The 22,231-nt window shown below is 45.3% G+C and carries 21 protein-coding genes and 2 riboswitches; of the genes, 11 read left to right on the top strand and 10 right to left on the bottom strand.

The genetic code is table 11. The annotated features are described in order from the left end of the window. Positions 1–67: 67 nt before the first annotated feature. The 4 genes from fba to rpoE all read right to left on the bottom strand — a co-directional run bounded on the left by fba (position 68) and on the right by rpoE (position 4,268). A complete protein-coding gene (gene fba, locus MHB56_RS15085; RefSeq protein WP_036679934.1) occupies positions 68–922 on the bottom strand; it encodes a class II fructose-1,6-bisphosphate aldolase in 855 nt (284 codons plus the stop codon). Positions 923–1,129: 207 nt separating this feature from the next. Then, on the bottom strand, positions 1,130–1,516 hold the full coding sequence (locus MHB56_RS15080; RefSeq protein WP_036679935.1) for a response regulator: 387 nt from the start codon (positions 1,514–1,516) through the stop codon (positions 1,130–1,132). 270 nt (positions 1,517–1,786) lie between these two features. Further along, positions 1,787–3,394, bottom strand: a complete 1,608-nt coding sequence (locus MHB56_RS15075) for a CTP synthase (protein ID WP_076130377.1) — start codon at positions 3,392–3,394, stop codon at positions 1,787–1,789. Positions 3,395–3,719: 325 nt separating this feature from the next. Beyond that, on the bottom strand, positions 3,720–4,268 hold the full coding sequence (rpoE, locus tag MHB56_RS15070; protein WP_036679939.1) for a DNA-directed RNA polymerase subunit delta: 549 nt from the start codon (positions 4,266–4,268) through the stop codon (positions 3,720–3,722). A gap of 460 nt (positions 4,269–4,728) precedes the next feature. On the opposite strand from rpoE, the gene MHB56_RS15065 reads away from it, so the two are divergent. Beyond that, positions 4,729–5,895, top strand: coding sequence for a S8 family peptidase (locus tag MHB56_RS15065; RefSeq protein ID WP_036679942.1), 1,167 nt, complete (start codon positions 4,729–4,731; stop codon positions 5,893–5,895). Positions 5,896–6,023: 128 nt separating this feature from the next. Here the strand turns inward: MHB56_RS15065 and argS are convergent, their stop codons facing one another. The 3 genes from argS to MHB56_RS15050 all read right to left on the bottom strand — a co-directional run bounded on the left by argS (position 6,024) and on the right by MHB56_RS15050 (position 9,953). Further along, a complete protein-coding gene (gene argS / locus MHB56_RS15060; protein WP_036679944.1) occupies positions 6,024–7,709 on the bottom strand; it encodes an arginine--tRNA ligase in 1,686 nt (561 codons plus the stop codon). Then, positions 7,706–8,149 (bottom strand): DUF1934 domain-containing protein, encoded by a 444-nt coding sequence (locus tag MHB56_RS15055; RefSeq protein ID WP_036679946.1) that lies wholly within the window; start codon positions 8,147–8,149, stop codon positions 7,706–7,708. Before MHB56_RS15055 ends, argS begins: the two co-directional genes overlap by 4 nt. A gap of 625 nt (positions 8,150–8,774) precedes the next feature. Further along, positions 8,775–9,953 carry a hypothetical protein gene (locus MHB56_RS15050; protein ID WP_341143718.1) on the bottom strand — a complete coding sequence of 393 codons (1,179 nt, stop codon included), beginning with the start codon at positions 9,951–9,953 and terminating at the stop codon, positions 8,775–8,777. 181 nt (positions 9,954–10,134) lie between these two features. On the opposite strand from MHB56_RS15050, the gene MHB56_RS15045 reads away from it, so the two are divergent. After that, on the top strand, positions 10,135–12,201 hold the full coding sequence (locus MHB56_RS15045; RefSeq protein ID WP_076278004.1) for a transglycosylase domain-containing protein: 2,067 nt from the start codon (positions 10,135–10,137) through the stop codon (positions 12,199–12,201). Between the two features lie 205 nt (positions 12,202–12,406). After that, entirely contained in the window at positions 12,407–12,880 is a 474-nt protein-coding gene (locus MHB56_RS15040; protein ID WP_038568063.1) for an AbrB/MazE/SpoVT family DNA-binding domain-containing protein, read from the top strand. Positions 12,881–12,959: 79 nt separating this feature from the next. Here the strand turns inward: MHB56_RS15040 and MHB56_RS15035 are convergent, their stop codons facing one another. Continuing rightward, the gene (locus MHB56_RS15035; protein ID WP_036679953.1) at positions 12,960–13,466 is read right to left on the bottom strand and encodes a YwhD family protein; all 507 of its coding nucleotides are present in this window, start codon (positions 13,464–13,466) and stop codon (positions 12,960–12,962) included. A 103-nt stretch (positions 13,467–13,569) separates the two neighbouring features. Between MHB56_RS15035 and MHB56_RS15030 the strand changes: the two genes are divergently transcribed. The 6 genes from MHB56_RS15030 to MHB56_RS15005 all read left to right on the top strand — a co-directional run bounded on the left by MHB56_RS15030 (position 13,570) and on the right by MHB56_RS15005 (position 19,422). After that, the gene (locus MHB56_RS15030) at positions 13,570–15,576 is read left to right on the top strand and encodes a M1 family metallopeptidase (protein ID WP_341143717.1); all 2,007 of its coding nucleotides are present in this window, start codon (positions 13,570–13,572) and stop codon (positions 15,574–15,576) included. Positions 15,577–15,587: 11 nt separating this feature from the next. Then, positions 15,588–16,418, top strand: a complete 831-nt coding sequence (locus MHB56_RS15025) for a hypothetical protein (protein WP_341143716.1) — start codon at positions 15,588–15,590, stop codon at positions 16,416–16,418. 218 nt (positions 16,419–16,636) lie between these two features. Then, positions 16,637–16,775: riboswitch (cyclic di-AMP (ydaO/yuaA leader) on the top strand. Between the two features lie 57 nt (positions 16,776–16,832). Continuing rightward, positions 16,833–17,261: a C40 family peptidase gene (locus tag MHB56_RS15020; protein WP_076130394.1), complete on the top strand. Its 429-nt coding sequence runs from the start codon at positions 16,833–16,835 to the stop codon at positions 17,259–17,261. A gap of 362 nt (positions 17,262–17,623) precedes the next feature. Then, positions 17,624–17,766, top strand: a riboswitch (cyclic di-AMP (ydaO/yuaA leader). A gap of 5 nt (positions 17,767–17,771) precedes the next feature. Continuing rightward, on the top strand, positions 17,772–18,263 hold the full coding sequence (locus tag MHB56_RS15015) for a C40 family peptidase (RefSeq protein ID WP_036679958.1): 492 nt from the start codon (positions 17,772–17,774) through the stop codon (positions 18,261–18,263). Positions 18,264–18,452: 189 nt separating this feature from the next. Beyond that, on the top strand, positions 18,453–18,938 hold the full coding sequence (locus MHB56_RS15010) for a GNAT family N-acetyltransferase (RefSeq protein ID WP_076280416.1): 486 nt from the start codon (positions 18,453–18,455) through the stop codon (positions 18,936–18,938). A 127-nt stretch (positions 18,939–19,065) separates the two neighbouring features. Further along, positions 19,066–19,422, top strand: a complete 357-nt coding sequence (locus MHB56_RS15005; RefSeq protein WP_036679962.1) for a c-type cytochrome — start codon at positions 19,066–19,068, stop codon at positions 19,420–19,422. 81 nt (positions 19,423–19,503) lie between these two features. Here the strand turns inward: MHB56_RS15005 and MHB56_RS15000 are convergent, their stop codons facing one another. Beyond that, positions 19,504–19,791, bottom strand: a complete 288-nt coding sequence (locus tag MHB56_RS15000) for a 4a-hydroxytetrahydrobiopterin dehydratase (protein WP_076130383.1) — start codon at positions 19,789–19,791, stop codon at positions 19,504–19,506. Positions 19,792–20,019: 228 nt separating this feature from the next. After that, positions 20,020–20,313 carry a hypothetical protein gene (locus tag MHB56_RS14995; RefSeq protein ID WP_036679966.1) on the bottom strand — a complete coding sequence of 98 codons (294 nt, stop codon included), beginning with the start codon at positions 20,311–20,313 and terminating at the stop codon, positions 20,020–20,022. 206 nt (positions 20,314–20,519) lie between these two features. Here MHB56_RS14995 and motA point away from each other — a divergent pair, with 206 nt between their 5' ends. Next, positions 20,520–21,320, top strand: a complete 801-nt coding sequence (motA, locus tag MHB56_RS14990; protein ID WP_036679967.1) for a flagellar motor stator protein MotA — start codon at positions 20,520–20,522, stop codon at positions 21,318–21,320. After that, positions 21,304–22,119, top strand: a complete 816-nt coding sequence (gene motB / locus MHB56_RS14985) for a flagellar motor protein MotB (protein WP_076130384.1) — start codon at positions 21,304–21,306, stop codon at positions 22,117–22,119. The genes motA and motB overlap by 17 nt, the downstream gene beginning before the upstream one ends. Positions 22,120–22,231 lie beyond the last annotated feature (112 nt).

Here is a 22,231-nt window from a genome sequence, read left to right as displayed (position 1 = left end):
ACTGGACAGAGTAATAGCCCTATCCTTTAACAAATTGCTTGTCCACCTGAGGCGGAAGCTACAATGATTAGGCTTTGTTGTTGGATCCAAATTCGCGAATTTTACCAATAACGGTTTCTTTGATTGCATCACGGCCTGGTGCGATGAATGTACGTGGATCGTAAGCATCAGGTTTAGCAGCTAGAACTTCGCGAACCACTTTTGCGAACACGATTTGGTTCTCAGTGTTCACGTTGATTTTGGAAGTACCCAGGGAGATGGCTTTCTTGATGTCATGTTCAGGAATACCTGTACCACCATGAAGAACCATTGGGATGTTAGTAGCGTCACGGATTTCTTCCATTTCTTTGAATCCGAGGTTAGGCTCGCCATGGTAAGGTCCATGAACGGAACCAAGTGCAGGAGCCAGGGTGTCGATACCTGTTTCTTTCACAATACGTACGCACTCATCAAGCTTAGCATACATGATGCCGCCGATAACGTCGTCTTCTTGTCCACCAACAGTACCTACTTCAGCTTCTACAGAAACGCCTTTAGCGTGAGCATATTCAACGACTTTTTTAGTCATATCGATGTTCTCATCGATTGGGTGATGGGAACCGTCGATCATTACGGATGTAAATCCAGCATCAATTGCTGCTTTACATTTATCAAAGCTAGATCCATGGTCAAGGTGGATAGCTACAGGAACAGTGATATTCATGTCAATAATTAGACCTTCAACCATTTTAACAACAGTAGTGAAGCCGCCCATGTGGCGTGCTGCGCCTTCAGATACACCAAGGATTACTGGTGATTTTTCTTGTTCAGCGGCACCAAGAATAGCTTGAGTCCACTCCAAGTTGTTAATGTTGTACTGACCTACTGCATATTTTCCTTCAAGTGCTTTGTTCAACATGTCTGTCATAGATACTAATGGCATGGTTTCATCCTCCTAAGAATGTTGGTTGGCTATGTTTTTAAACCGACATCACATACAGGCTTATTATAGCACATCCTGTGTCAAATACTAAATAGGGTAAACAAAAAAATGTCCCGGTGGGACGATTTTTATCCAGCCCATATAACAATTACACTCATCCTCTTCGGAGTCACCACGCTAAATAGGACCGATACAGAAATCACCGTTCTAACTGCATTGATCCACAGACTTGTTATGAAGATGCATGTTTACCGCTACGCGCATTTCGTCTATGTCGAACGGCTTTGTAAAATGCATTAACGCCCCTAGCTTGGTCGCCTCCTTAATCATGTCCAGTTCACCATAGGCCGTCATCATAATGACCTTAATGGACGGATTGATCTCCTTTAGATGCTTCAGAATCTCGAGTCCATCCATTCCCGGTATTTTCATATCGAGTAAGACCAAATCGGGTGACTCGCTGCGAACAATGTCTAATGCCAATTTTCCGTTAGCCGCTTGAAATGTTGTATATCCCTCACTATTGAACACTTCCATAAGAAGAATCCGGATCCCATTCTGATCATCGACAATTAATACTTTCTTCTTTTCCATACGATACCCTCCCAGAAATTAAGGCAGATTGACTATACCGCGCTCTCCACAGCGACCGGCCCCTTTAGAAACTACTCCATACGAAACCTATTATTCGTGCTTTACTGTCCAAATCCTGCTAATTGGATAAAATGGGTAAATAAAGAGTCTAAAATGAAATAAATGTCAGTTACAATATTTCTATTAAAGGGTAATACAAAAAGAGAGCCTTCGGATGAAGGCTCTCTTCGACTATTTAAGAACCGAGGGTTCTTTCTGTCTGTGTATAAATTATTGCTGCTCGGAATGCGTCAAAGAGGCTTTGACAAATTCACGGAATAGCGGTTGCGGGCGGTTCGGACGTGAAGTGAATTCCGGGTGGAATTGAACCGAGAGGAACCACGGATGCTCTGGAAGCTCTACGATCTCAACTAGACGGCCATCCGGAGAAGTTCCGGAGATAACCAGTCCTGCTTTTTCAATTTCGTCACGGTAAGCATTGTTGAACTCATACCGGTGACGGTGACGCTCATATACCAGTTCATCATCATAGCAAGACATTGCCAGAGAGTCCGGAATAATCTTACAAGGATACAACCCAAGACGCATAGTGCCGCCCATATCTTCAATATCTTTTTGCTCAGGAAGCAAATCAATCAATGGATATTGTGTATTTGGATCGATTTCGGAGCTGTTTGCACCTTGTAGTCCAAGAACAGAACGGCCATATTCAATTACAGAAACCTGCATTCCAAGGCAAATGCCAAAGAAAGGTATCAATTGCTCACGGGCATAACGAATAGCGGAGATTTTACCTTCGATTCCCCGATCACCGAAACCACCAGGAACAAGAATACCGCCAATACCACGCAGCATTTCGTCCACGTTCTCATCCGTAATTTCCTCTGCATTCACCCAGCGGATCTTAACCTCTGCATTCGCAGCAAAACCTGCGTGTGAAAGTGATTCAACAACGCTCAAATAGGCGTCATGCAGTGCTACGTACTTACCTACAATTGCGATTTCTACTGTCTTCTCTAATTTCTGAATCCGGCTAAGCATACTTTCCCATTCGCGCATATCTGGCGCAGGTGTTGTAAGCTTCAAATGATTAACAACAATCTCGTCCAATCCTTCATCACGAAGGTTCAATGGAACTTCATATAACGTCGAAGCATCGCGGCATTCCACAACAGCATTAGCATCAATATCGCAAAAGAGTGCGATTTTGGCTTTCATATCTGCGGAAAGCTCATATTCCGTACGGCACACGATGACATTCGGTTGAATACCGATACTGCGCAGCTCTTTAACGCTATGCTGTGTCGGCTTCGTCTTCACTTCTCCAGCAGCCTTGATATAAGGAATCAAGGTTACGTGGATATACATCACATTTTCCCGGCCAATATCACTCTTGATTTGACGAATCGCTTCCAGGAACGGAAGACTTTCAATATCCCCTACAGTACCGCCGATCTCTGTGATAACAACATCAGAGTTGGTCTCGCGGCCCGCGCGGAACACGCGTTCTTTGATCTCATTCGTAATATGCGGGATAACTTGTACAGTTCCACCCAAGTACTCTCCACGACGTTCCTTGCTGATTACGGATGAATAGATCTTACCTGTCGTCACATTGCTGTTCTTCGACAGATTGATATCAATAAACCGTTCATAGTGCCCAAGGTCAAGGTCAGTCTCTGCACCGTCATCCGTTACGAAGACTTCTCCGTGCTGGTAAGGGCTCATTGTTCCAGGGTCTACGTTAAGATACGGATCAAATTTCTGAATCGTTACCTTTAGACCTCTGTTCTTGAGCAGCCTGCCCAGCGAAGCGGCGGTAATGCCTTTACCCAGGGAAGACACAACGCCACCCGTTACAAAAATATACTTTGTCACTGTAAAACCCTCCTAAATAAAGTCCAAACATAAAAGCGGCACATGGTGTTTATCGTAACCCGTTTTACTATCATCAAAACAGGGGAAATCAAAAGTTTAATTCACCGGGGAAAACATAAACCGTCATCCCTCAAATTCCATTAATCTACAGCTACTTTGCATCTAAAAAAACAAAAAAGTGACACCCGTAGAACCGGGGCACTTTTTATTTTAGAAAACACGTTTATTAACTTACATGATAAGCCCATGCAATAGTTTACTCTGACGATCCCCCACTGTCAAGGGAGGAATTATGCCACAGACAAGACTCTTCTGATTATTGATCTTACTTGTCATCCTCGGAATCTTCATCGTCGCCATCTTCTGCATCGTCTTCGTCCGTATCGTCTTCGTCTATGTCATCTTCATCGATCACGACATCTTCGTCGACTTCTTCTTCGCTGTCGTCGTCAGAATAGAGGTCGTCGCGATCTTCATCGATAGCGTCGAAATCCTCTTCTTCAGCTGTGTAGTTTTCTTCTTCATCAGCAAAATCGTCATCTTCCAAATCATCGTCTTCATCGTTGATGATGCGCACCCGTTTAGTGTTACCAACCGGATCATCGGAGCGCTCAAGAGGATACCAGCGTTTCAGTCCCCAAAGGTTGGTTCCGACACAGGCAAAACGCCCGTCAATGTTAATCTCGGTATATAACTGGGCAATAGTATCTTGGCTTTCTTGATCGGTCATGCCGCGTAACTTGGCTACCTCGACCATCAGATCACGGTAATAATACGGTGTATTGGCTGCTTTAAGCACCAGAAAGGCAAGATCCACCATTGGCATTTCTTTAACTTTCTCAGGGTCTAGCTTTAAATTGAGTGGCGTACTCACTAAAGGACACTTCCTCTCACGCATTGTTCACATTACGGTTTATTTCAATAATATCCATTAACAAAACTAAGTAAAACCTATTTAACAACAAAATGCAAGTCAAATGCAAGAACCGTCCAACAGAAAAAGCCTCCTGCTTATTATCCATACAGGAAACCTGTCTTCATCAAGAAGAGTTGATATGTAATTGTAGCAAGGTTCGCCGCACCCAAAGTTTTTAGAAATGGGATTTAAAAAGGCGGAGGAAGACCTCCGCGCATGACTGTATCCACGCCAAGGATCGGCTCCTTACGGGATGTTACAAAGAGAGTTTTAATCTCTTCTGTTTATTTTATGTAAAGCGCCGTCTTTTGACACGCTGGGCAGCCCATTTCCTTAAAAAAGGGCAAGTTCCCATTCGGACCCCTCCCTCCGCTCATACAATATGGCAGCAGGGCACCGAGGAGGGACAGCGAAACCTATGGACTATTACAAATTTTGGAACATGCTTCTTGAAGAAATATCGGTTGCCCCCAAAAATGGTGAGCGGCGTATTCTTACCTTCAACGATCCCCGCCAGTATGCCGGAGCTTTCTCACAATGGAAGGCTCTAAAAGCAAAGCAGCCCGAGCTGCGGCAAGTACAGGTATCTCCGCTGATTCGGGCCTTCTTCGTGCCCGCTGCCGCCGGAAAGCTGATGAACCGATTTGCAGACCTTCTAAATGTCGAAGACGATCTGCAAATCCAAATCCATTCCATAGCTAACGAAAAAAGCGGAATCGCAGCGCTCCCATGGGGGGTGAAAGCGATTCATGCTCCTCAGGCATGGTCTAAATCAACCGGAGTTCACGTCAAAATCGGCGTCATTGACACCGGCGCGGATTACCGTCATCCCGATCTGAAGCATTCATTAGCCACTGGAGTCAACCTACTACACCGCGGAATGCTGCCGCTGGATGATAATGGGCACGGAACTCATATCGCCGGAACCTTAGCGGCAGCAGGGGGGAATCGCGGAATGATGGGAGTGGCGCCGCGAGCGCTGCTATATCCAGTCAAGGCTTTTGATCATAGTGGATCAGCCTATGTATCCGATATTGTGCTAGGTATTGATTGGTGTGTGCAGAACCGAATCGACGTCATTAATATGAGCTTTGGAATGAAGACTAGAAGCAAGGCGCTCCACAATGTGGTTATAAAAGCGTATCGGGCCGGAATCGCCGTCATTGCCTCCTCTGGGAATGACGGCAAACGTGGCGGGGACTATCCCGCACGTTATCCCGAGACGATAGCCGTGGGCGCCATCGATAAAAGACACCGGGTTGCCGGCTTCAGCAATCGCGGTTCATATATCGATGTATACGCGCCCGGCGAAGGCGTGCCCTCCTGCTGGCTGAAGGAGGGCTACAAAGAAATGAGCGGCACCTCCATGGCGACCTCGCATGTCACGGGAGCCGCCGCACTGCTGCTCGCACTGCGACCGGGCCTCACGCCAAGGGAGCTGAAGCTGCTCTTGCGCCGCACCGCGTCCCCGGTGCGGCTGCGTAAGGGGCAGCGCCGCGCATCCCTAGGCGGCGGCTCTGCCGATGCCCTACGCCTGCTGAGAGCAGGAGTAAGGGCGAAGCGTTCGGTCTCCGCGAACGTGTAGACCCCGCCCGGGCACCGGGTGGGTCACTCTGACGTTAGCGCAGCTGATGCCGGTGCGAAGAACGGCAGCAAAGAAAAATCCGCCCCCCAGGAAACCGGAAGGCGGATTTTTTGTCGTTTGCTGTTGATTTACATGCGATCCGGTGCAGAAACTCCGACAAGACGCAGTACATTGGCAATAGTAGTACGTGTTGCGCCCAGCAGTGCAAGACGCGCCACGGTTTGAGCAGCATCCTCAGTAATTACACGTTCAGCTTTGTAATAACTGTGGAACATCGCAGCCAGCTCATATACATAACGGATGAGGCGATGTGGAGCATAACCTTCAGCCGCAACAGCGATTTCTGCCGGGAGCTCACCAATTTTGCGCAGCAGGTCATATTCATGCACTGCTGTCAGCTTGGAGAAGTCAATTTCCGCGTAATCAGGGATAGAAATCCCTTGCTCCTCTGCCTGACGGAAAATACTGCAAATACGCGCATGCGCATATTGAACATAGAATACAGGATTTTCATTAGAAGTAGAGATCGCCAAATCCATATCGAAATCAAGATGAGAATCCATGCTGCGCATGGTGAAGAAATAACGAATCGCATCGATTCCTACTTCCTCCATCAAATCTTCCATCGTAACCGCTTTGCCGGTACGTTTGGACATTTTGACCTTTTCACCATTCTGGAACAGGCTGACCATCTGAGCAATCAGAACCACTAGCTTCTCAGGATCATTGCCAAGGGCTGACATTGCCGCCTTCATCCGCGGAATATAACCATGGTGATCAGCGCCCCAAATGTTAATCATTTTATCGTAACCGCGGCCATACTTATCGCTGTGATAAGCAATATCCGGGGTAAGGTAGGTATATGTGCCATCATTTTTGATCAAGACACGGTCTTTATCATCCCCGTATTTTGTCGTTTGCAGCCAGGTTGCCCCATCTTGCTCGTACACTTCTCCACGATCACGGAGCTCGTCCAGCGAGCGCAGTACTTCTCCGTTCTCATACAGCGAGGTTTCACTGAACCAGATATCGAAGTTTACACGGAAAAGACCTAGATCACGTTTGATTTTATCCAACTCTTTATTAAGTCCATAGGTCCGGAAAAAAGCAGCGCGCTCACTAGGGCTCATCTCGAGCAAGGTATCGCCCTTTTCTGCCACAAGCTCCTTCGCAAAACCCTTAATATCCTCACCATGGTAACCATCTTCCGGCATTTCTGCCTCTTGTCCCAGCTCCTGAAGGTATCTGGTTTCAATGGATTTACACAGATTAGCCACTTGGTTACCGGCATCATTAATATAATATTCCCGGGTCACCTCATAACCTGCATAATCAAGCACATTACACAGCGCATCACCGACAGCAGCACCACGGGCATGCCCTAAATGTAGGCTACCCGTTGGATTGGCACTGACGAACTCCATTTCAACCTTCTGACCTTGACCCAGATTAATACGGCCATAGTCATCCCCCTGCTCAGCAACAAGGCTGATGATTGGGTACAAGTAATTCTTAGACAGGGTAAAGTTAATAAAGCCTGGTCCTGCAATCTCCGCTTTCTCAATAGAAGCTCGGCTCGTATCCAAATGCTCAATAATAGCTTCAGCAATCTGGCGTGGATTACGTTTAGCAATTTTGGTCAACTGCATGGCAGCATTCGTAGCCAAATCACCATGCGCCTTATCTCTTGGCACTTCAAGTACAATATCCGGAACCTCTTCCGGTGCAACCAGCCCAGCATTCACAATCGCATCGGCGATGGCTTCTTTTACCCGTTCATTTACAAGCTCTAACGGATTCTTACTATGTGTCATAATTTCGGTTCCTCCTGTATATGCAAACTAATAGCGAACTTTCCTGTCAATTCCTCGTAAACGTACAAATCATATTCCCAGGCAACCGTTAAAGAACGCCCTTCGCGCACAACTTCCAGCTTGTTCGTTTCCGTAGAAAGATTGAACTGCGTATATGGCGAGCGGTAGAATCCTGGCAGACGCCGTCCAGCTTCAAAGCTCTGCTCCGACTGAATCCCGCCATGGCGGATTAGCTTCAGTTGATTGCCTGCAATCTTTATCGTTGTACGAACAGAAACTTCCTCTCCGCGAGGACCCTGCTCTAATTCTTCATATTGAATATATAGATGCGGTCCCTTGGATGTTACTTCTCCATTCGCTTCCATAACATTTCGCTGACCATCTTGAAGGCTCACGAGCGTAATAGAGACATCATATTTGTCAGACTGTATTTCAGGCATCACACGTTCCTCCATTCTGCAAGCCTCTGCATTCTGCATAAGAAAAACGTCTAATGGCAAAGCTTAAACATTTTTATATTAATCAAAGGCCTATTTCGCTTTCCCATTGTACACTATAATCCAGTTCAAAGAAGTATTTCAATACAGAATCAAGCATATCTTCATAAGCACATAAAATATTACCATATTGATGATTAAAAGCACACTTTGAACGTCCATTCTCTATGTATATCATTTACTTCGATTATATTTGCACCTACCAAGCACCTATCGGACATAGATGACCTTAAACGCAGTATGATTCCATATTCGGTGTGATAACGGACCCCTTAGTCGCTATTGGCATAAAAAGCAACCCATTTGAACCTCTTTCTAGGCGATAGTGTTACTGGAGTCCGAAACCCTATCCCAAAGGCCGAAAATTTGCAAATAACGTCAACTGGGTCCGTACCCCTCCGAGGATGAGGGATCTGATAAGGCCACTGATAAGGGTACTATTCAAGCAAGCAACCAAGGATAAAAAATACAGAGCAGCGATTCTCCAATTATCCGGAGAATCGCTGCTCTGCTGTTTATTTGCGATTTTCACAATACTTCGGACCCTTATATTTTTTATTGAAGAGAATTATTGGGTCATCACTTTTAAAGAAAACCTGCGTTCCCATGAAGCTCCGCCGTCTTTGGTCACATACAAGGAAGAGTAATCAAGCTCACGGATGGCGAGCCAGCCCTCTTTATTACTAGTGAAGGAGATTACCCCGTCATAACCAGCGAGCTCCGGAAGATTAGTCCATTGCTTACCGCCGTTATAAGAGCGTCCAACTGCCACTTTCTCTGCTGCTGGGGAAAATCCCACTAAAAAAGATGTGCTGTTTCCCACAAGCTGCAGGTTCCCGGGTTTGCCAGCGGCTGGCCCTTTATTGAATTCAGCCTTGCCACTGCCTGGCGCAGGTCCGCCGCCGGCAGTTTCCTGAGCGATCACACGATTCCAACTTTTCCCCCTGTTCGCACTTTCATATAGCGAGTAGGAGGTCTGACTCATCCCCGTACCGCCATAGAGCACTACAGCGACTTGATCTCCCTTAGCGGAGATTTGTCCAAACTCGGGCTCGGCAAAAGCCGCCTTCAGTGAAAGGCTCCAAGTTCCCCCTCCATCTGTGGTCTTCATTACCCGATATCCGCTTCCCGGCACGATTACAACCGCCCAGCCGGTATTCCGGTCACTAAAATAAGCGCCTCGTGTATTGGGTGGGGTGGAAATTTTACTCCAGCTCAGCCCCCCGTCTTTGGTGTAAAACGTGGCGGCTCTCTCATAAGCAAAACCTTTCTTACTATCGATAAAATTTATTCTTTCAAAGCTGACGGCATTGTTCGAAAGTCTCTTCCACTCCGAGCCACCGTTAGAGGTACCAATTAAATATTGAGCCTGCCCCTCCTCTACAGAAGCAAGAGCAAAGCCATGTACATTATCGGGAAAATCGAATTGTTTGAAGCTCCATTGGCCTTGATATATCTCTTGAAAATGGCAACCTCCGTCAGAGGTACCAATCATAAATCCATTACCTGCTGCCCGTCCGGTATTCCCATTCAAAAACTGAACATCAGAAAAGCTAAGCGGTGTGGATACATCGCCTGAATGCTTGTTTTGCAGGGCCTGTAGCAAGCCGTGATCTCCCGTGCCGCAAGTCGCTGGTGCTGGTGCAGCATGTACAGAAGTTACAGGTGCACTCCAGCCTGAAACCATAATAAGCGTCGCCGAGAGGGCGGTTATTGTCGTCTTATGAATCCTTTTCGTCCATTTCATGATGACACCTCCTAATATGTATATACCCTTACTCACAATCCCTACTCTGTTATACCGCCAGAGAGGATACCCTATCCACCTTAAACAATCACAAAATAGAAACAATTTGTTACCCTCCATATCCCTAATGAATATCCTTCCAGATCCTTCCCCATAATATGAAAGAAAGGAGTCTGGTGCCATGACACGCGAATCAACGAATCCACCGAAACGAAAAAGCCGCTTCCGGCGTTTATTTCGGCTGCTGGCAGCCTTGATCATATTATTTGTATTAACCACCGGAGCTCTGCTCGGTTATCTATATCAAAAAGATCTTCCACCGATTAGCGATGATGTGCGCTCCAAGCTGTTTGACTCCCGGGGCAATGTTCTTGCCACCTTTACCTCAGACGGCCGCAGCCGTGAACCCGTCAAATTAAGTCAAATTTCTCCCCTGCTCATTGAAGCTACACTAGCAGTCGAGGATCGTAAATTTTATGAGCATTCCGGATTTGATCTGAAAGGGATGGCACGAGCTGTTCTTGTCAATCTGGAAGAGGGGAACCGGTCGCAGGGTGCTAGTACGCTAACTCAACAGCTCGCACGTAACCTCTACCTATCCCATGAAAAAACGTGGACGCGCAAGGCTAAAGAAGCTGTCTATACGATGCAGCTGGAGATGAAATACAGCAAAGATGAAATCCTGAACATGTATTTAAATAATATCTATTATGGCCACGGTGCTTACGGCATTGAAGCAGCCTCACGGATGTATTTTGGTAAATCTGCAGCTGATTTAGACCTGGCAGAGAGTACCATGCTGGCTGGAATTCCAAAGGGACCTACCTATTATTCACCATACAACCACATGGACAATGCTAAAAAGCGCCAGAGAATCATCCTGACCGTCATGGCGAATTTAGGTAATATCACTCAGGAAGAAGCTGGACAAGCTGTCCAAGAGAACTTAAACTTCAAGCCGCAAGGACAAAAGGATACGCTTGTAGCTGCGCCTTATTTCCGGGATTATATCCGCAATTTGGCTATAGAATCGCTCCACATCAGTAATGATGAGCTGGAGCAAGGCGGACTAAATGTCTATACCACCCTTGACCCTGACATGCAGCATGCCGCAGAAAATGCCGTTGACAAAGAGATGGATCAAACTAGTGATCTGGAGACTGCGCTTGTATCCATCGATCCTCGCACCGGTTACATCAAAGCAATGGTCGGCGGAAAAAATTATCGTACCAACCAGTACAATCATGCTTTGGCCACCACACGCCAGCCGGGTTCTTCCTTTAAGCCGATTATGTATTTGGCCGCACTCTCTTCCAAAGAGATGACAGGACTTTCGGTCTTCAATAGTCAGCCAACGATGTTTCATTATGATAACAACCGCAAAACGTATCAGCCCCGAAACTTTGGGGATAAGTATCTGGGTGAAATTAATATGCGGCAAGCTATCGCAGCATCGGACAATATCTATGCTGTTAATACAATTATGAAGATCGGCGCGGATAAAGTGAGCGAAATGGCTGCGAAAATGGGCATTGACAGTCCACTTCAAAGCGTACCTTCGCTGGCACTAGGCACTTCACCGATCAGTCCGCTTGAAATGGCTGCGGCTTTTGCTGTAATTGGAAACAGCGGTCAGAAAATGCCGACCACAGCCATTCTAAAAATAACTGATTCAAATGGCATGGTCCTGTATGAAGCACCTCAACCCAAAGGAGTAACCGTCGTAGAACCTTCAGCTGCCTATGTCCTGACTCGTTTAATGGAGGGGGTATTCGAGACTGGGGGGACGGGCAATCGTGTGGCTTCCATAATCAAACGTCCGGTAGCCGGCAAGACTGGTACTACGGATACAGATGGCTGGATGGTAGGTTTCACCCCGGAGCTATCCACGGCAGTCTGGGTTGGATACGACAAGGGGCGCGACATCGCAACTACCGACGGACGGCGTGCGGCTCCTATTTTCGCCCAATTTACTGAAAAAGCGCTGGAAAATGTCCCTCCAAAAATTTTCCCCATTCCAGATGGAGTGGTCAGCGTATACGTCAATCCGCAATCCGGTAAACTTGCTACAGCAGCATGTCCCGACAAAGAACTGGAAACCTTTATTAGTGGAACTGAGCCCACCGAATACTGCGAATTGCATGGAACTGGCGCCGCTCCTGCTGTCGATGACACACAAAGCAAGGTAGATCCTGCTGAAGAGAATCGTTCCCTATGGAAGAACATTAAACGCTGGTGGTTGAATTAGCCTCTTCATTTATATTGAAGGGGTTTTTCTTTTTTTATAAGTTATATATTGTAGTAACAACAGGATTTCCAAATTCAAATATCACTTATCACATAAGGGATGTAACCGTTTTATTTATTATGATTACCCCATTCTCTTAACTCTCAATTACTGCTATAATAGTTATTAGAAACCAAAATATAATGATGTAAATGAGGGACATGGGATGAAGGATACAGGCATGATCCGGAGTTTAGACAGTCTTGGGAGAATTGTGGTTCCCGCAGAAATCCGTATGACGCGTAATATCGACATTGGTGATCCTATCGAATTTTTTGTTTTAGACGAAAAAATCATCGTCCTTAGGAAGTACACCTCGACAGAGTGTACATTTTGCAGAAGCCACGACCATGTCACCTACTATAAAGAGCAGTTTATTTGTAGCAGCTGTCTAAAAGAAATTGTCGATCCTGAACGCATGTCTCAATTGCCAGAGTCACGTGAGGATTTTGTTGTTGAGGCACCAGAGCACAACACCAGCATCCGAAAGTCGAAGACAGAGGAAATGTGCCAACGTCTGGAACAAGCTATTGAAGATCATCCCTATGCCAACCAAAAAGAACTTGCAGAAATCCTCGGGATTAGCCAAGCCAGAGTGAGTCAGCTCAAACGCAAGCTTAGCAGTACAAGCAAATCATAAATTAAAAAAGCTTCGACGCTCCTATTTCCGGAGGTCGAAGCTTTTTTTATATCGGATAACCCTTCTGGAGGCTCCTATACTATTCAGTCAGTGCAGCTTTAAGCTCATCTGAGGATGCATTCCACCATGCTTCATTATGAGAGATCAGAAGGGATTTGAGCGCCGACTTCTCAATGGCTCCAAGCCCTGCCACATCGATCTTGCGTTTAAGAGCTGCATCCAGCTTATTGACATGCTCGGCAAGAATTTTCCATCCGCGGCGCGCTTCTGTATCAATCCACATTTCACAGGCTGTGATTCCACCATAAAATTGAGCTTCCAATGTACGGTCTACCGCTACCCATACCACCCAAACCTGTCTTCCATTCGGTACATCTTCACGATTCATGGAAAATTTAATTCCTTTTTCCACCTTGCTCTTGGCATGCATGGCACCGATATCAATAACCGCCACATCACCATCAATAATGACAGGTGAAACGTTGTTGAGATCTATAGAGCCTGCTCCAAAGCCTTTATGTTTACTTTTAGCGTTCACAATATTTAAGGCAATCTGTTTCTTGCCCTCCGGTTGTATGTTGTCCACGAGTGCACACCCTTCCTCTTACGAATAATTTAATTTTAGCTAATAATGCGGCGATTGCAAACATATACATCCCGTAGATGCTTGTCACGGGAGGAATCACACTATGAAGTCACTGTCATTAAAGTACATCATCTTTGCGACCCTGGCCATCCTCGCGCTGCTGGGAGGAGGAATATGGGCCTTTTCAGGGGATAGCTCAACAGCTTCTGTTACTAGCTTTGCTTCAAAAGAGGCCAAGTCCTCCAGCGGCACAGCGCCTGCAGCCGTACCACAGCAGGTATTGCCTGAGAGCGCACCCGTCCCGGCAGAGGAGGCTTTAAGCCAGCGGGTAGTCGAGTATCACATTGATGTCCAGCTTGTTCCTGACACAGAAACCTTAAAAGCTTCTGAGACAGTAACCTGGACACACCCCGGAGTAAAGCCAGTAAGTGATTTATATTTTCACATGTATCCAAATGCATTCGCCTCATCAGATACCACCTTTATGAAGGAATCCGGGGGGACGCTCAGAGGCGACAGCATGCCTGAGAACGGCTTCGGAAATATGACGCTGACCGATCTGCGCACGACAGAGGGAACTTCGCTAATGCAAAGAGTGCAATATGTTCAACCTGATGACGGCAATATCAACGATAAGACGCTTCTAAAGGTACATCTTCCTCAGCCTGTTAATGGTGGGGAAAGTGTAACACTTAAGCTTCAGTATGAAGTCCAGCTGCCCAAAATCTTTGCTCGCATGGGTGCTTCAGGTAACTTCGTTATGGCTGGGCAATGGTTCCCTAAGCTTAGTGTATACGAGCCTAAGGGCACACGCGGAGTTAAAGAAGAAGGCTGGGACCTGCATCAGTATCACGGGACCTCTGAGTTTTACAGTGATTTTGGCATCTTTAATGTAACGATTGCCGTTCCTTCCAACTATACGGTGGCTGCGACCGGATTTCCTGTAAAAAATGCCAAGCTCAAACAAGATCAAAAAATATATCAGTTCTACGCCGATGATGTCCACGACTTCGCTTGGGCTGCATCCCCTGATTTTACAGTAGCAGAGGAGGCTTTCTCTACGCCGGAAGTGCCTGGAGTACGAATTAAGGTGTATCTCGACCCACTGCACAAAGACTTACAAGAGCGTTACCTTCAAGCTGCCAAGGCTGCCCTGACCTACTTCAGCAAATGGTATGGCCCTTATCCCTACTCTACGCTGTCTATTATCGTCCCACCTAAGGAGGGAAACGGCGCTGGAGGAATGGAATATCCTACACTTATTACAGCCTTTGGGGCCGCAGATTCTTCTCCAGATACCTCACTTGAAAGAACCGTCATTCATGAGATCGGCCATCAATACTTCTACGGTATGGTAGCCAGTAATGAATTCGAGGAGGCCTGGCTGGATGAAAGCTTTACTTCCTATGCCGAAGACAGACTTATGGAACAAGAATACGGTATCAAGTCTAATTTGCCTTTACAGGCCAGCCTGGTAACTATACCTGAGCCGTTAAATCTGGAAACGTGGAAATATGCAGGGGCGGATTCCTATAGCCGAAATGTTTATATCCGCGGCAAGCTTGTACTTAAAGATATCGAACGCCAGGTAGGTACCAAAGCAATGAACAACATCATGTCCTCCTACGCTCGTAAGTTCCGTTTCCAGCATCCCGCTACGTCAGATTTTCAGAAAGTCGTTGAGAAGGTAACCAAAAAATCATGGCAGGCCTATTTCGATGATTACATTTATGGTGATGGTGCGCCTGACTTCTCAGTAGATACGATTACTTTTAAAAAAAATAACAGCGGCGATGCTCAAAGCTACGAATCATTAGTGAAGATTTCAAATAAAGGGAGCCATTACGATGATGTTCCCGTGAAATTCACATTCGCCGACAGCTCTTCGGTACAGCGGGTCTGGAACGGTGAAGGAGCAGAGACTACGTTTCAATTGTTAAGCGATAAGCCTCTTCTCTCTGCTGAGATTGACCCTGAGCATTCCATCTTATTGGAGAGCAAACATTTAAACAACTTTAGGCTGGCGGAAATAGAGCCCAAGACGCTCTCTCGCTGGACGTTAAGTGTAACTAAACTACTTGAAACCGTGCTCGGAACTCTTGTCTGGTGAGGTGAATGATTGTGAGAATATCGATAACCCGCGGCTGGCAAAGCATGAAGGAGCAATTTTATATTTTAATTCTGCTCTTCATCTACCGACTGCTCTGGGGCTACTTTATGTATGGTTTCATCCGATCTGCTATTATTCCAATTCTACTGCGCTATCCAGATAAAGACGCCGGCGGCAGCGGTATGGGCAGACTGTTGTATTATATCGAGGGACAGTTCAGCTTGAATACTGACCCTGCGATACGCACTTGGTTATGGATGCTTCTAGGACTTGTTGTCTTGCGACTTCTGCTTTCTCCTTTCATAAGGGCAGGATTGCTGCATGAGCTGCACCAGGAGCGAAAGGGCGAGCGCGGGCTGTTCTTTTTCCCCGGCATGAAGATCTATGGACTACCTGTCTTAGTCTTTAGCCTAATCGAATGGGTGCTGACCCTGCTGCCGCTTTACTGGCTTGCTCCAAAAATGTACGGGCTGTTCTTATCCTCTTTGTTTAACTACACTTTGTTACTTCATTTAGTACCATACGTATTGGCATGGCTTATATATATTTTTATCGTGCGCCTGTTTCTTCTATATATGCAGTTTGGTTACACCGGCGGTACAGGAATGTTCTCCTCACTGTTCATCTGCTTGCGGTCACTGATTCCTGCTATAGGTGTTTCCATTGTACTTGGTGCGGGAGGCTTGCTCTTACTGCTAGTGTGCGGACTGACGGGTCTGTTCTGTCCCGGCCTGCCGGCACTTATAATACGGCAAATCTCACCACTACCTTCTACGCTCTTAAAAATGTGGGGAATCTCTGCACAATATCATCTATGGTGTAGCAAAGCATTTCCACAATAAATTAACCTTATTTGACATAATAAAAAGGTCCCAATTCCTGTATTCAGGAGCTGGGACTTTTTCTCATTACGGATAACTTAAGAGTATTTGCAAAATCATAAAAGCTCTGTTACAATAAGTCCTGTGCTATTAGTAACAATTTTGTAATCAATTGAAACGATTCCTACATAACTAAATGTATTTATCGTAAGTGTAACTGTCGAAACGTCATTCTCTTGGTGCTTAACACGCCTAATTCCTTTGCACCGGGAAGTGGGGGAACCATATTTTGGGTGAATTGATCTCGCTTTACAGGGATCATAGGGAATCTTCTACCGAACCCTTAAGCTAACCTCGCAGGCCTTGGAAGGAGTACATCTTTTGAAAAGACATAATTTAAGAAAAAAATGCGTCGCTGCGGCGCTAGGACTTGTAATGGCATTATCTATTGGTGGAGGAAGCGCCTTTGCCGACTCTAAGATGGACACTGTAATCTCAAAGACTATTGGAGTTGCCTATAAAACCGGAGGTACAAGCACTGCCGGATTTGATTGCTCTGGATTTACAAAATATGTATTCAAGAATGTGGGTCTTACTTTACCTCGTACATCAAAAGCTCAATATAGCGTTGGAACTGCTGTATCCAAAAGCAATCTGCGTTCTGGTGATCTAGTGTTCTTTAACACACTTGGCAATGGAGTATCCCATGTCGGCATTTATGTTGGAAACGGAAAATTCGCACAATCGTCCTCTTCGCGTGGAGTGACCATCACTTCACTCAGTCAGGCCTACTGGGCCAATCGTTATGTTGGCGCTAAAAGAGTAATGAGTACTTCAGCTTATCAAGCTGTAGCCTTCGATTGAAACCTTCCTCACAACTATAACCTCATAATTACAACTATATGAACCTGAATCTGATTATGCCCGTAATCAAATTCGGGTTTTTCTTTTTTCCATAATATATTTTTACACTAATAGAGCCCAATTGAAACACGTTTATTTGATAAAAATTGCAATTATATTAAAAATTAGGTCATTATTAACGCTTACATATGCCTTTCTACCGTAAAAATGCCAATTTTTCTGCATTAATATGTTAAAAACGATTGCCAAGCGGCTTTCTGTTTGTTACAATTAGCGCAGTGAGATTTTAGTAACATTTTTGTAATCATTAAGTTGTTATTTACAAAGGTTTTGTCATGTATTGATTACAAGCTAATCCTAATCAACAGTATGAGCCGAGTTTCCTAACTATTAGGAAAACGGGGGAACCAACTTTGGGTGAATTGACCTCCATTATATAGAGGGGTCATAGGGGACCTTCAACCGAACCCTTAAGCTAACCTCGTAGGCATTTGGAAGGGGTATACACTTTTGAAGAAGAAGTTAGCAGCAGCAGTACTAAGCTTTTCCATCATCCTCACCATCGGAGCAGGAAGCGCTTTCGCAGATTCCAAAATGGATAAAGTGATTGACAAGGCCATCGGTACTAAATACGTATCCGGCGGTATATCCACTAACGGATTTGATTGCTCCGGATTTACAATGTATGTGTTTGATAAGATTGGCATTAACCTTCCACACCAATCAGGTTCCCAATATCAAATGGGCACAGCAATCTCCCGTGATGATATAAGAGCCGGAGATCTTGTATTCTTCAATACAAGTGGCAAAGGTGTCTCCCATGTCGGCATTTATGTCGGTGAAGGTAAGTTCGCACACGCTTCTACCTCACGCGGTGTTACGATTAGCTCTCTGAGTGATAGCTACTACGTGAAACGCTACGTTGGTGCCAAGCGCATTATGAGCACAGACGCTTATCAATCGGTTGCTGCTGAATCGGAAGACAATGATGATGTGCAATAAGTAACGTACATAGGCTCTTTTCCAAGGTAACTCTTGGAGGAGAGCTTGTTTTTTTGTCTTATTACTTATTTACCCCTCTCATAATTTGTAAAACATTCCTCTCATATAAAGTTTCTGAGTCGAACCTCCCCCATTTTGTATATAATTAGTAATATAGCAATGTCCTCGTGAAAGGAGATCGTTGACTTTATGATAAATCCCTCGGTAACTTTTCATGTTGTTCCTATGGAGGCAATTCACGGAGAAGCTATTTGTAAGTGGAGCTATACGCCCCCATATAATATTTATGGCTGGATGCCGTGGGAGCAGATGCAGGCTCTTGGCATCGAGTTTGGTGATCCGCAGCTCCGGGAGGAACAATATATCTCCATATTAAATGAACAAGAGGTTTTGTGCGGATTCGCACAGTTGTTCCCGATGGAAGGAGTCGTCCGTTTAGGAGTTGGGATGCGCCCCGATCTATGCGGCCATGGTTTAGGCAAACTATTCGTAGATGCCATCGTCCAGACAGCCTTGAGTCGTTATCCTGATCGAGAGATAGATCTAGAAGTCCTGACCTGGAACCAACGCGCCATTCGAACTTATCAAAAATGTGGATTTACGATTACAGATACGTATGAACGCCGCACACCTACAGGAGACAAACCTTTTTATTGCATGGTCTATGACAAATGATATTAAATACCAGATATTTCATAAGAATGATTGTATTCTCGTTCATTTTTTTGTCACAAACCCTATGATAACGCTTCACCATAAGCTATAATGTAGGGAGCAGCTTACATAGAAGGGACGAATTGGGATGCAGAAATGGATCATGAGCGGTTTGTTTTTTGCCGCCTGTGCCTTTGCGGTAGTACTCATGTTTACACTTCCGGGTAAAGAAGAGGTAGCGGAAGAAAATAAGCCCACGATGCCGGTAGTTCAACTGGACGCAGCAAAGGCAGAAGCAACCGTGAAAGCCAGCTGTATCACCTGTCACGGCGATCAGCTTCAAGGTGGAGTTGGACCAAGTCTTCAGAATGAAGGCGGCCAGCATGACGCTGAGGAAATCTACAGCATCGTCACCAAAGGACGTGGTCAAATGCCTTCCTTTAAAGAGAAGCTAGCCCCTGAAGAGATCGCCAACGTCGCACTCTGGCTCTCAGAGAAAAAGTAACCCATCAAGCAACTAAAAACGCCCGTGTATGAGATAGGTGACTATCTATGCACGGGCGTTTATTTTATGATTTTGGCTAAACTAATGATTTTTTTCAAAGGCTTCATTAAATTCATGCGCCGCTCGAAGATCTAGAGCCGTAATCCCATCTTCTTCATTAGATTCAAGTCGCAGGGTAACTGTTTTATAATCAATCGTAATATGTGGATGATGATCGAAGGCTTCTGAAATCGTGGCTACTTCATCAACGAACGCAATGCCCTTCATATATTGGCTGAACATATATTTTCGCACCATAACATTATTATCCAGCTTCCATCCCTCCAGCTTGGTGATCTCCTCACGCAGTTCCTCTTCCGTAAATAACAATTCGTTTCCTCCCTTACAAAAAATTGCAGTAAAGTGCGCAGTTCCCTTTACATGACTTAGGCGTTAAACAAAACATCCCTTAGCTTCTGAGGTCCAAGGGATGTGCCAGGATAAAGGCGATATTTTCGATTTAATGTATTCACAAATCCCAGCGATTATAACTCGGCTTTATCAATTTTAACACGGGCTACTAACTACGGGCAAATTACGTCCAGACGTCTCCTCTGCCTAAATCAAAACCACTGAAGCCAAATCCTCTTCGCCAACTAAAATATTAATGCGATGCGTGTCCTTATCGTAAATAATTACGCCGCTCCCCACTTCAATCATAGGTTCATTACCCAGCGCGAAGAAAAGATCCTCAGCCAATGCTTCCCATACCTCCAGCTTTGATTCTTGGGGTAGTTCCTGCCACTCGTCCGGATCCATCTCAAAAAATAAATATCCATCGGAAATTCGTCCGACGGCTTCGGTCAAATCTGTTAGAATTTCACCGTAATCTCTACCATGCTTTACACCCACGTATATCACTCCGTTTTCTTCACAGATGAATAATTACTTACCTTATCCATTATAGCCGAAAAAATGACTTCACAAAAAACCGAATGATGTCGATAAATAAGAATATACGTTAATTCGGTTTCGCACAGAGTGCCCTGCCGCTGTTTCAAGGATGATATACGCGGCATTGTCGGAACACATCTTAAATCTCACGGACGAGGTGCAAAATGGAAATTTCAACAATAATTGGTTTAATTTTTGGTTTGGTTGCTGTAATCTGGGGCATGATCCTCAAGCACGCTCCACTTCATGCTTTGGCCACACCTGCTGCTTACGTTATTATCTTGGTGGGTACGGCAGCGTCTATTTTCATGGCCTTTCCTTTCAACGAGGTCAAAAAGATTCCAAGTCTGTTCAAAATGATTTTTATCAAAAAGAAATTAATCAGTAAACCCGAATTAATCACTATGTTCATGGAATGGGCTTCTATCACACGGCGTGAAGGTCTGTTGGCTCTAGAATCAAAGGTCGATGAAATAGAAGATAACTTCCTCAGGAATGGCATGCGGATGATCATTGATGGAAATGATCAGGATTTTGTCCGCGATGTCCTCATGGAGGATATCCACGCCACAGAGGATAGACATAAAGCAGGAGCGCTCATTTTCTCACAGGCAGGTATGTATGCTCCTACCCTTGGGGTGCTCGGGGCGGTTATCGGCCTCATCGCCGCTCTGGCTGATATGAGTGATATGAACAAATTGGCTGCGGCAATCGGGGCTGCCTTCATCGCCACTTTGCTTGGTATCTTTACAGGTTACGTATTATGGCATCCTATTGCTAATAAACTGAAACGTCTCTCCAAACAAGAAATCGAAGTTCGAATGATGATGGTCGAAGGTCTTTTGTCCATACAGTCCGGTGTATCTACTATTGCCATCAATCAGAAGCTTGCTGTATTCCTAACACCTTCGCAACGCGTTAAGTTAAATGAGAAGGACGGTGGATCAGGTGAGCAAAAAGACTAGACACGAAGAGCATGAAGAACATGCCGATGAATCGTGGCTGTTACCTTATTCCGACCTCATGACTCTTCTGGTGGCTCTGTTCATCGTTATGTATTCTATGAGCGCAACGGATGCCAAGAAATTTGAAGAGATGAGTCAAGCCTTCAGTTCCGCACTTAATGGCGGTACAGGTATTCTTGAAGAGCGGGCAGCAATGCCTAGTAAAACTCAAGAAGATCTGGGGAAAAATGATAAGATGGGTAGCTCTACTTCCAAGAAAGCTGAAGAAGCAGAAATGGCAAAGCTACGACAAAAGGAACAAGAGGATTTAGAGAAGCTTAAGAAACAATTCGATCAATATATTAAGAGCAACGGCCTAACTGATCTGCTCAGTACGAAGCTTAATCAATCTCAGCTAATGATTACGATCAGTGATAACGCATTGTTCGCCTCTGGCCAAGCCATTGTTAAGGATGATTCGCGGCAATTAGCTAAATCCATCTCAACGATGCTGCAGCAATTCCCGGATTATGATGTAGTAGTGCAAGGGCACACCGACGATATTCCGATTTCCAATAGCAACTATTCATCCAACTGGGATCTGAGTGCGGATCGGGCACTTCAGTTCATGAAGATTTTGCTGCAGAACACAAATCTAAATCCGCGCAAATTTAGTGCGATTGGATACGGCGAGTATCATCCTATTTCGGATAATGACACAGCTACCGGCCGAAGCAAGAATCGCCGGGTAGAGGTTTCCATTATTCGCAAATATCAAGAATCCAAAGAGTTTACAGGGATTGTTCCCTCTGCTGAATAATTGATTTCGTAAGGTAATAAAAAGAGCTGTCCAAAGGTCTTAGACCCCGGACAGCTCTTTTTTTGTTGCGAGTACTACATTCTATATGGACCTGTAACATTGTAATAACATT

This window comes from Paenibacillus sp. FSL H8-0315 (assembly GCF_038005365.1).
Classification (GTDB): Bacteria; Bacillota; Bacilli; order Paenibacillales; family Paenibacillaceae; genus Paenibacillus_AQ; species Paenibacillus_AQ odorifer.
Note: the sequence above shows the minus strand (reverse complement) of the source record. Positions and strands in the feature narration are given on the sequence as shown.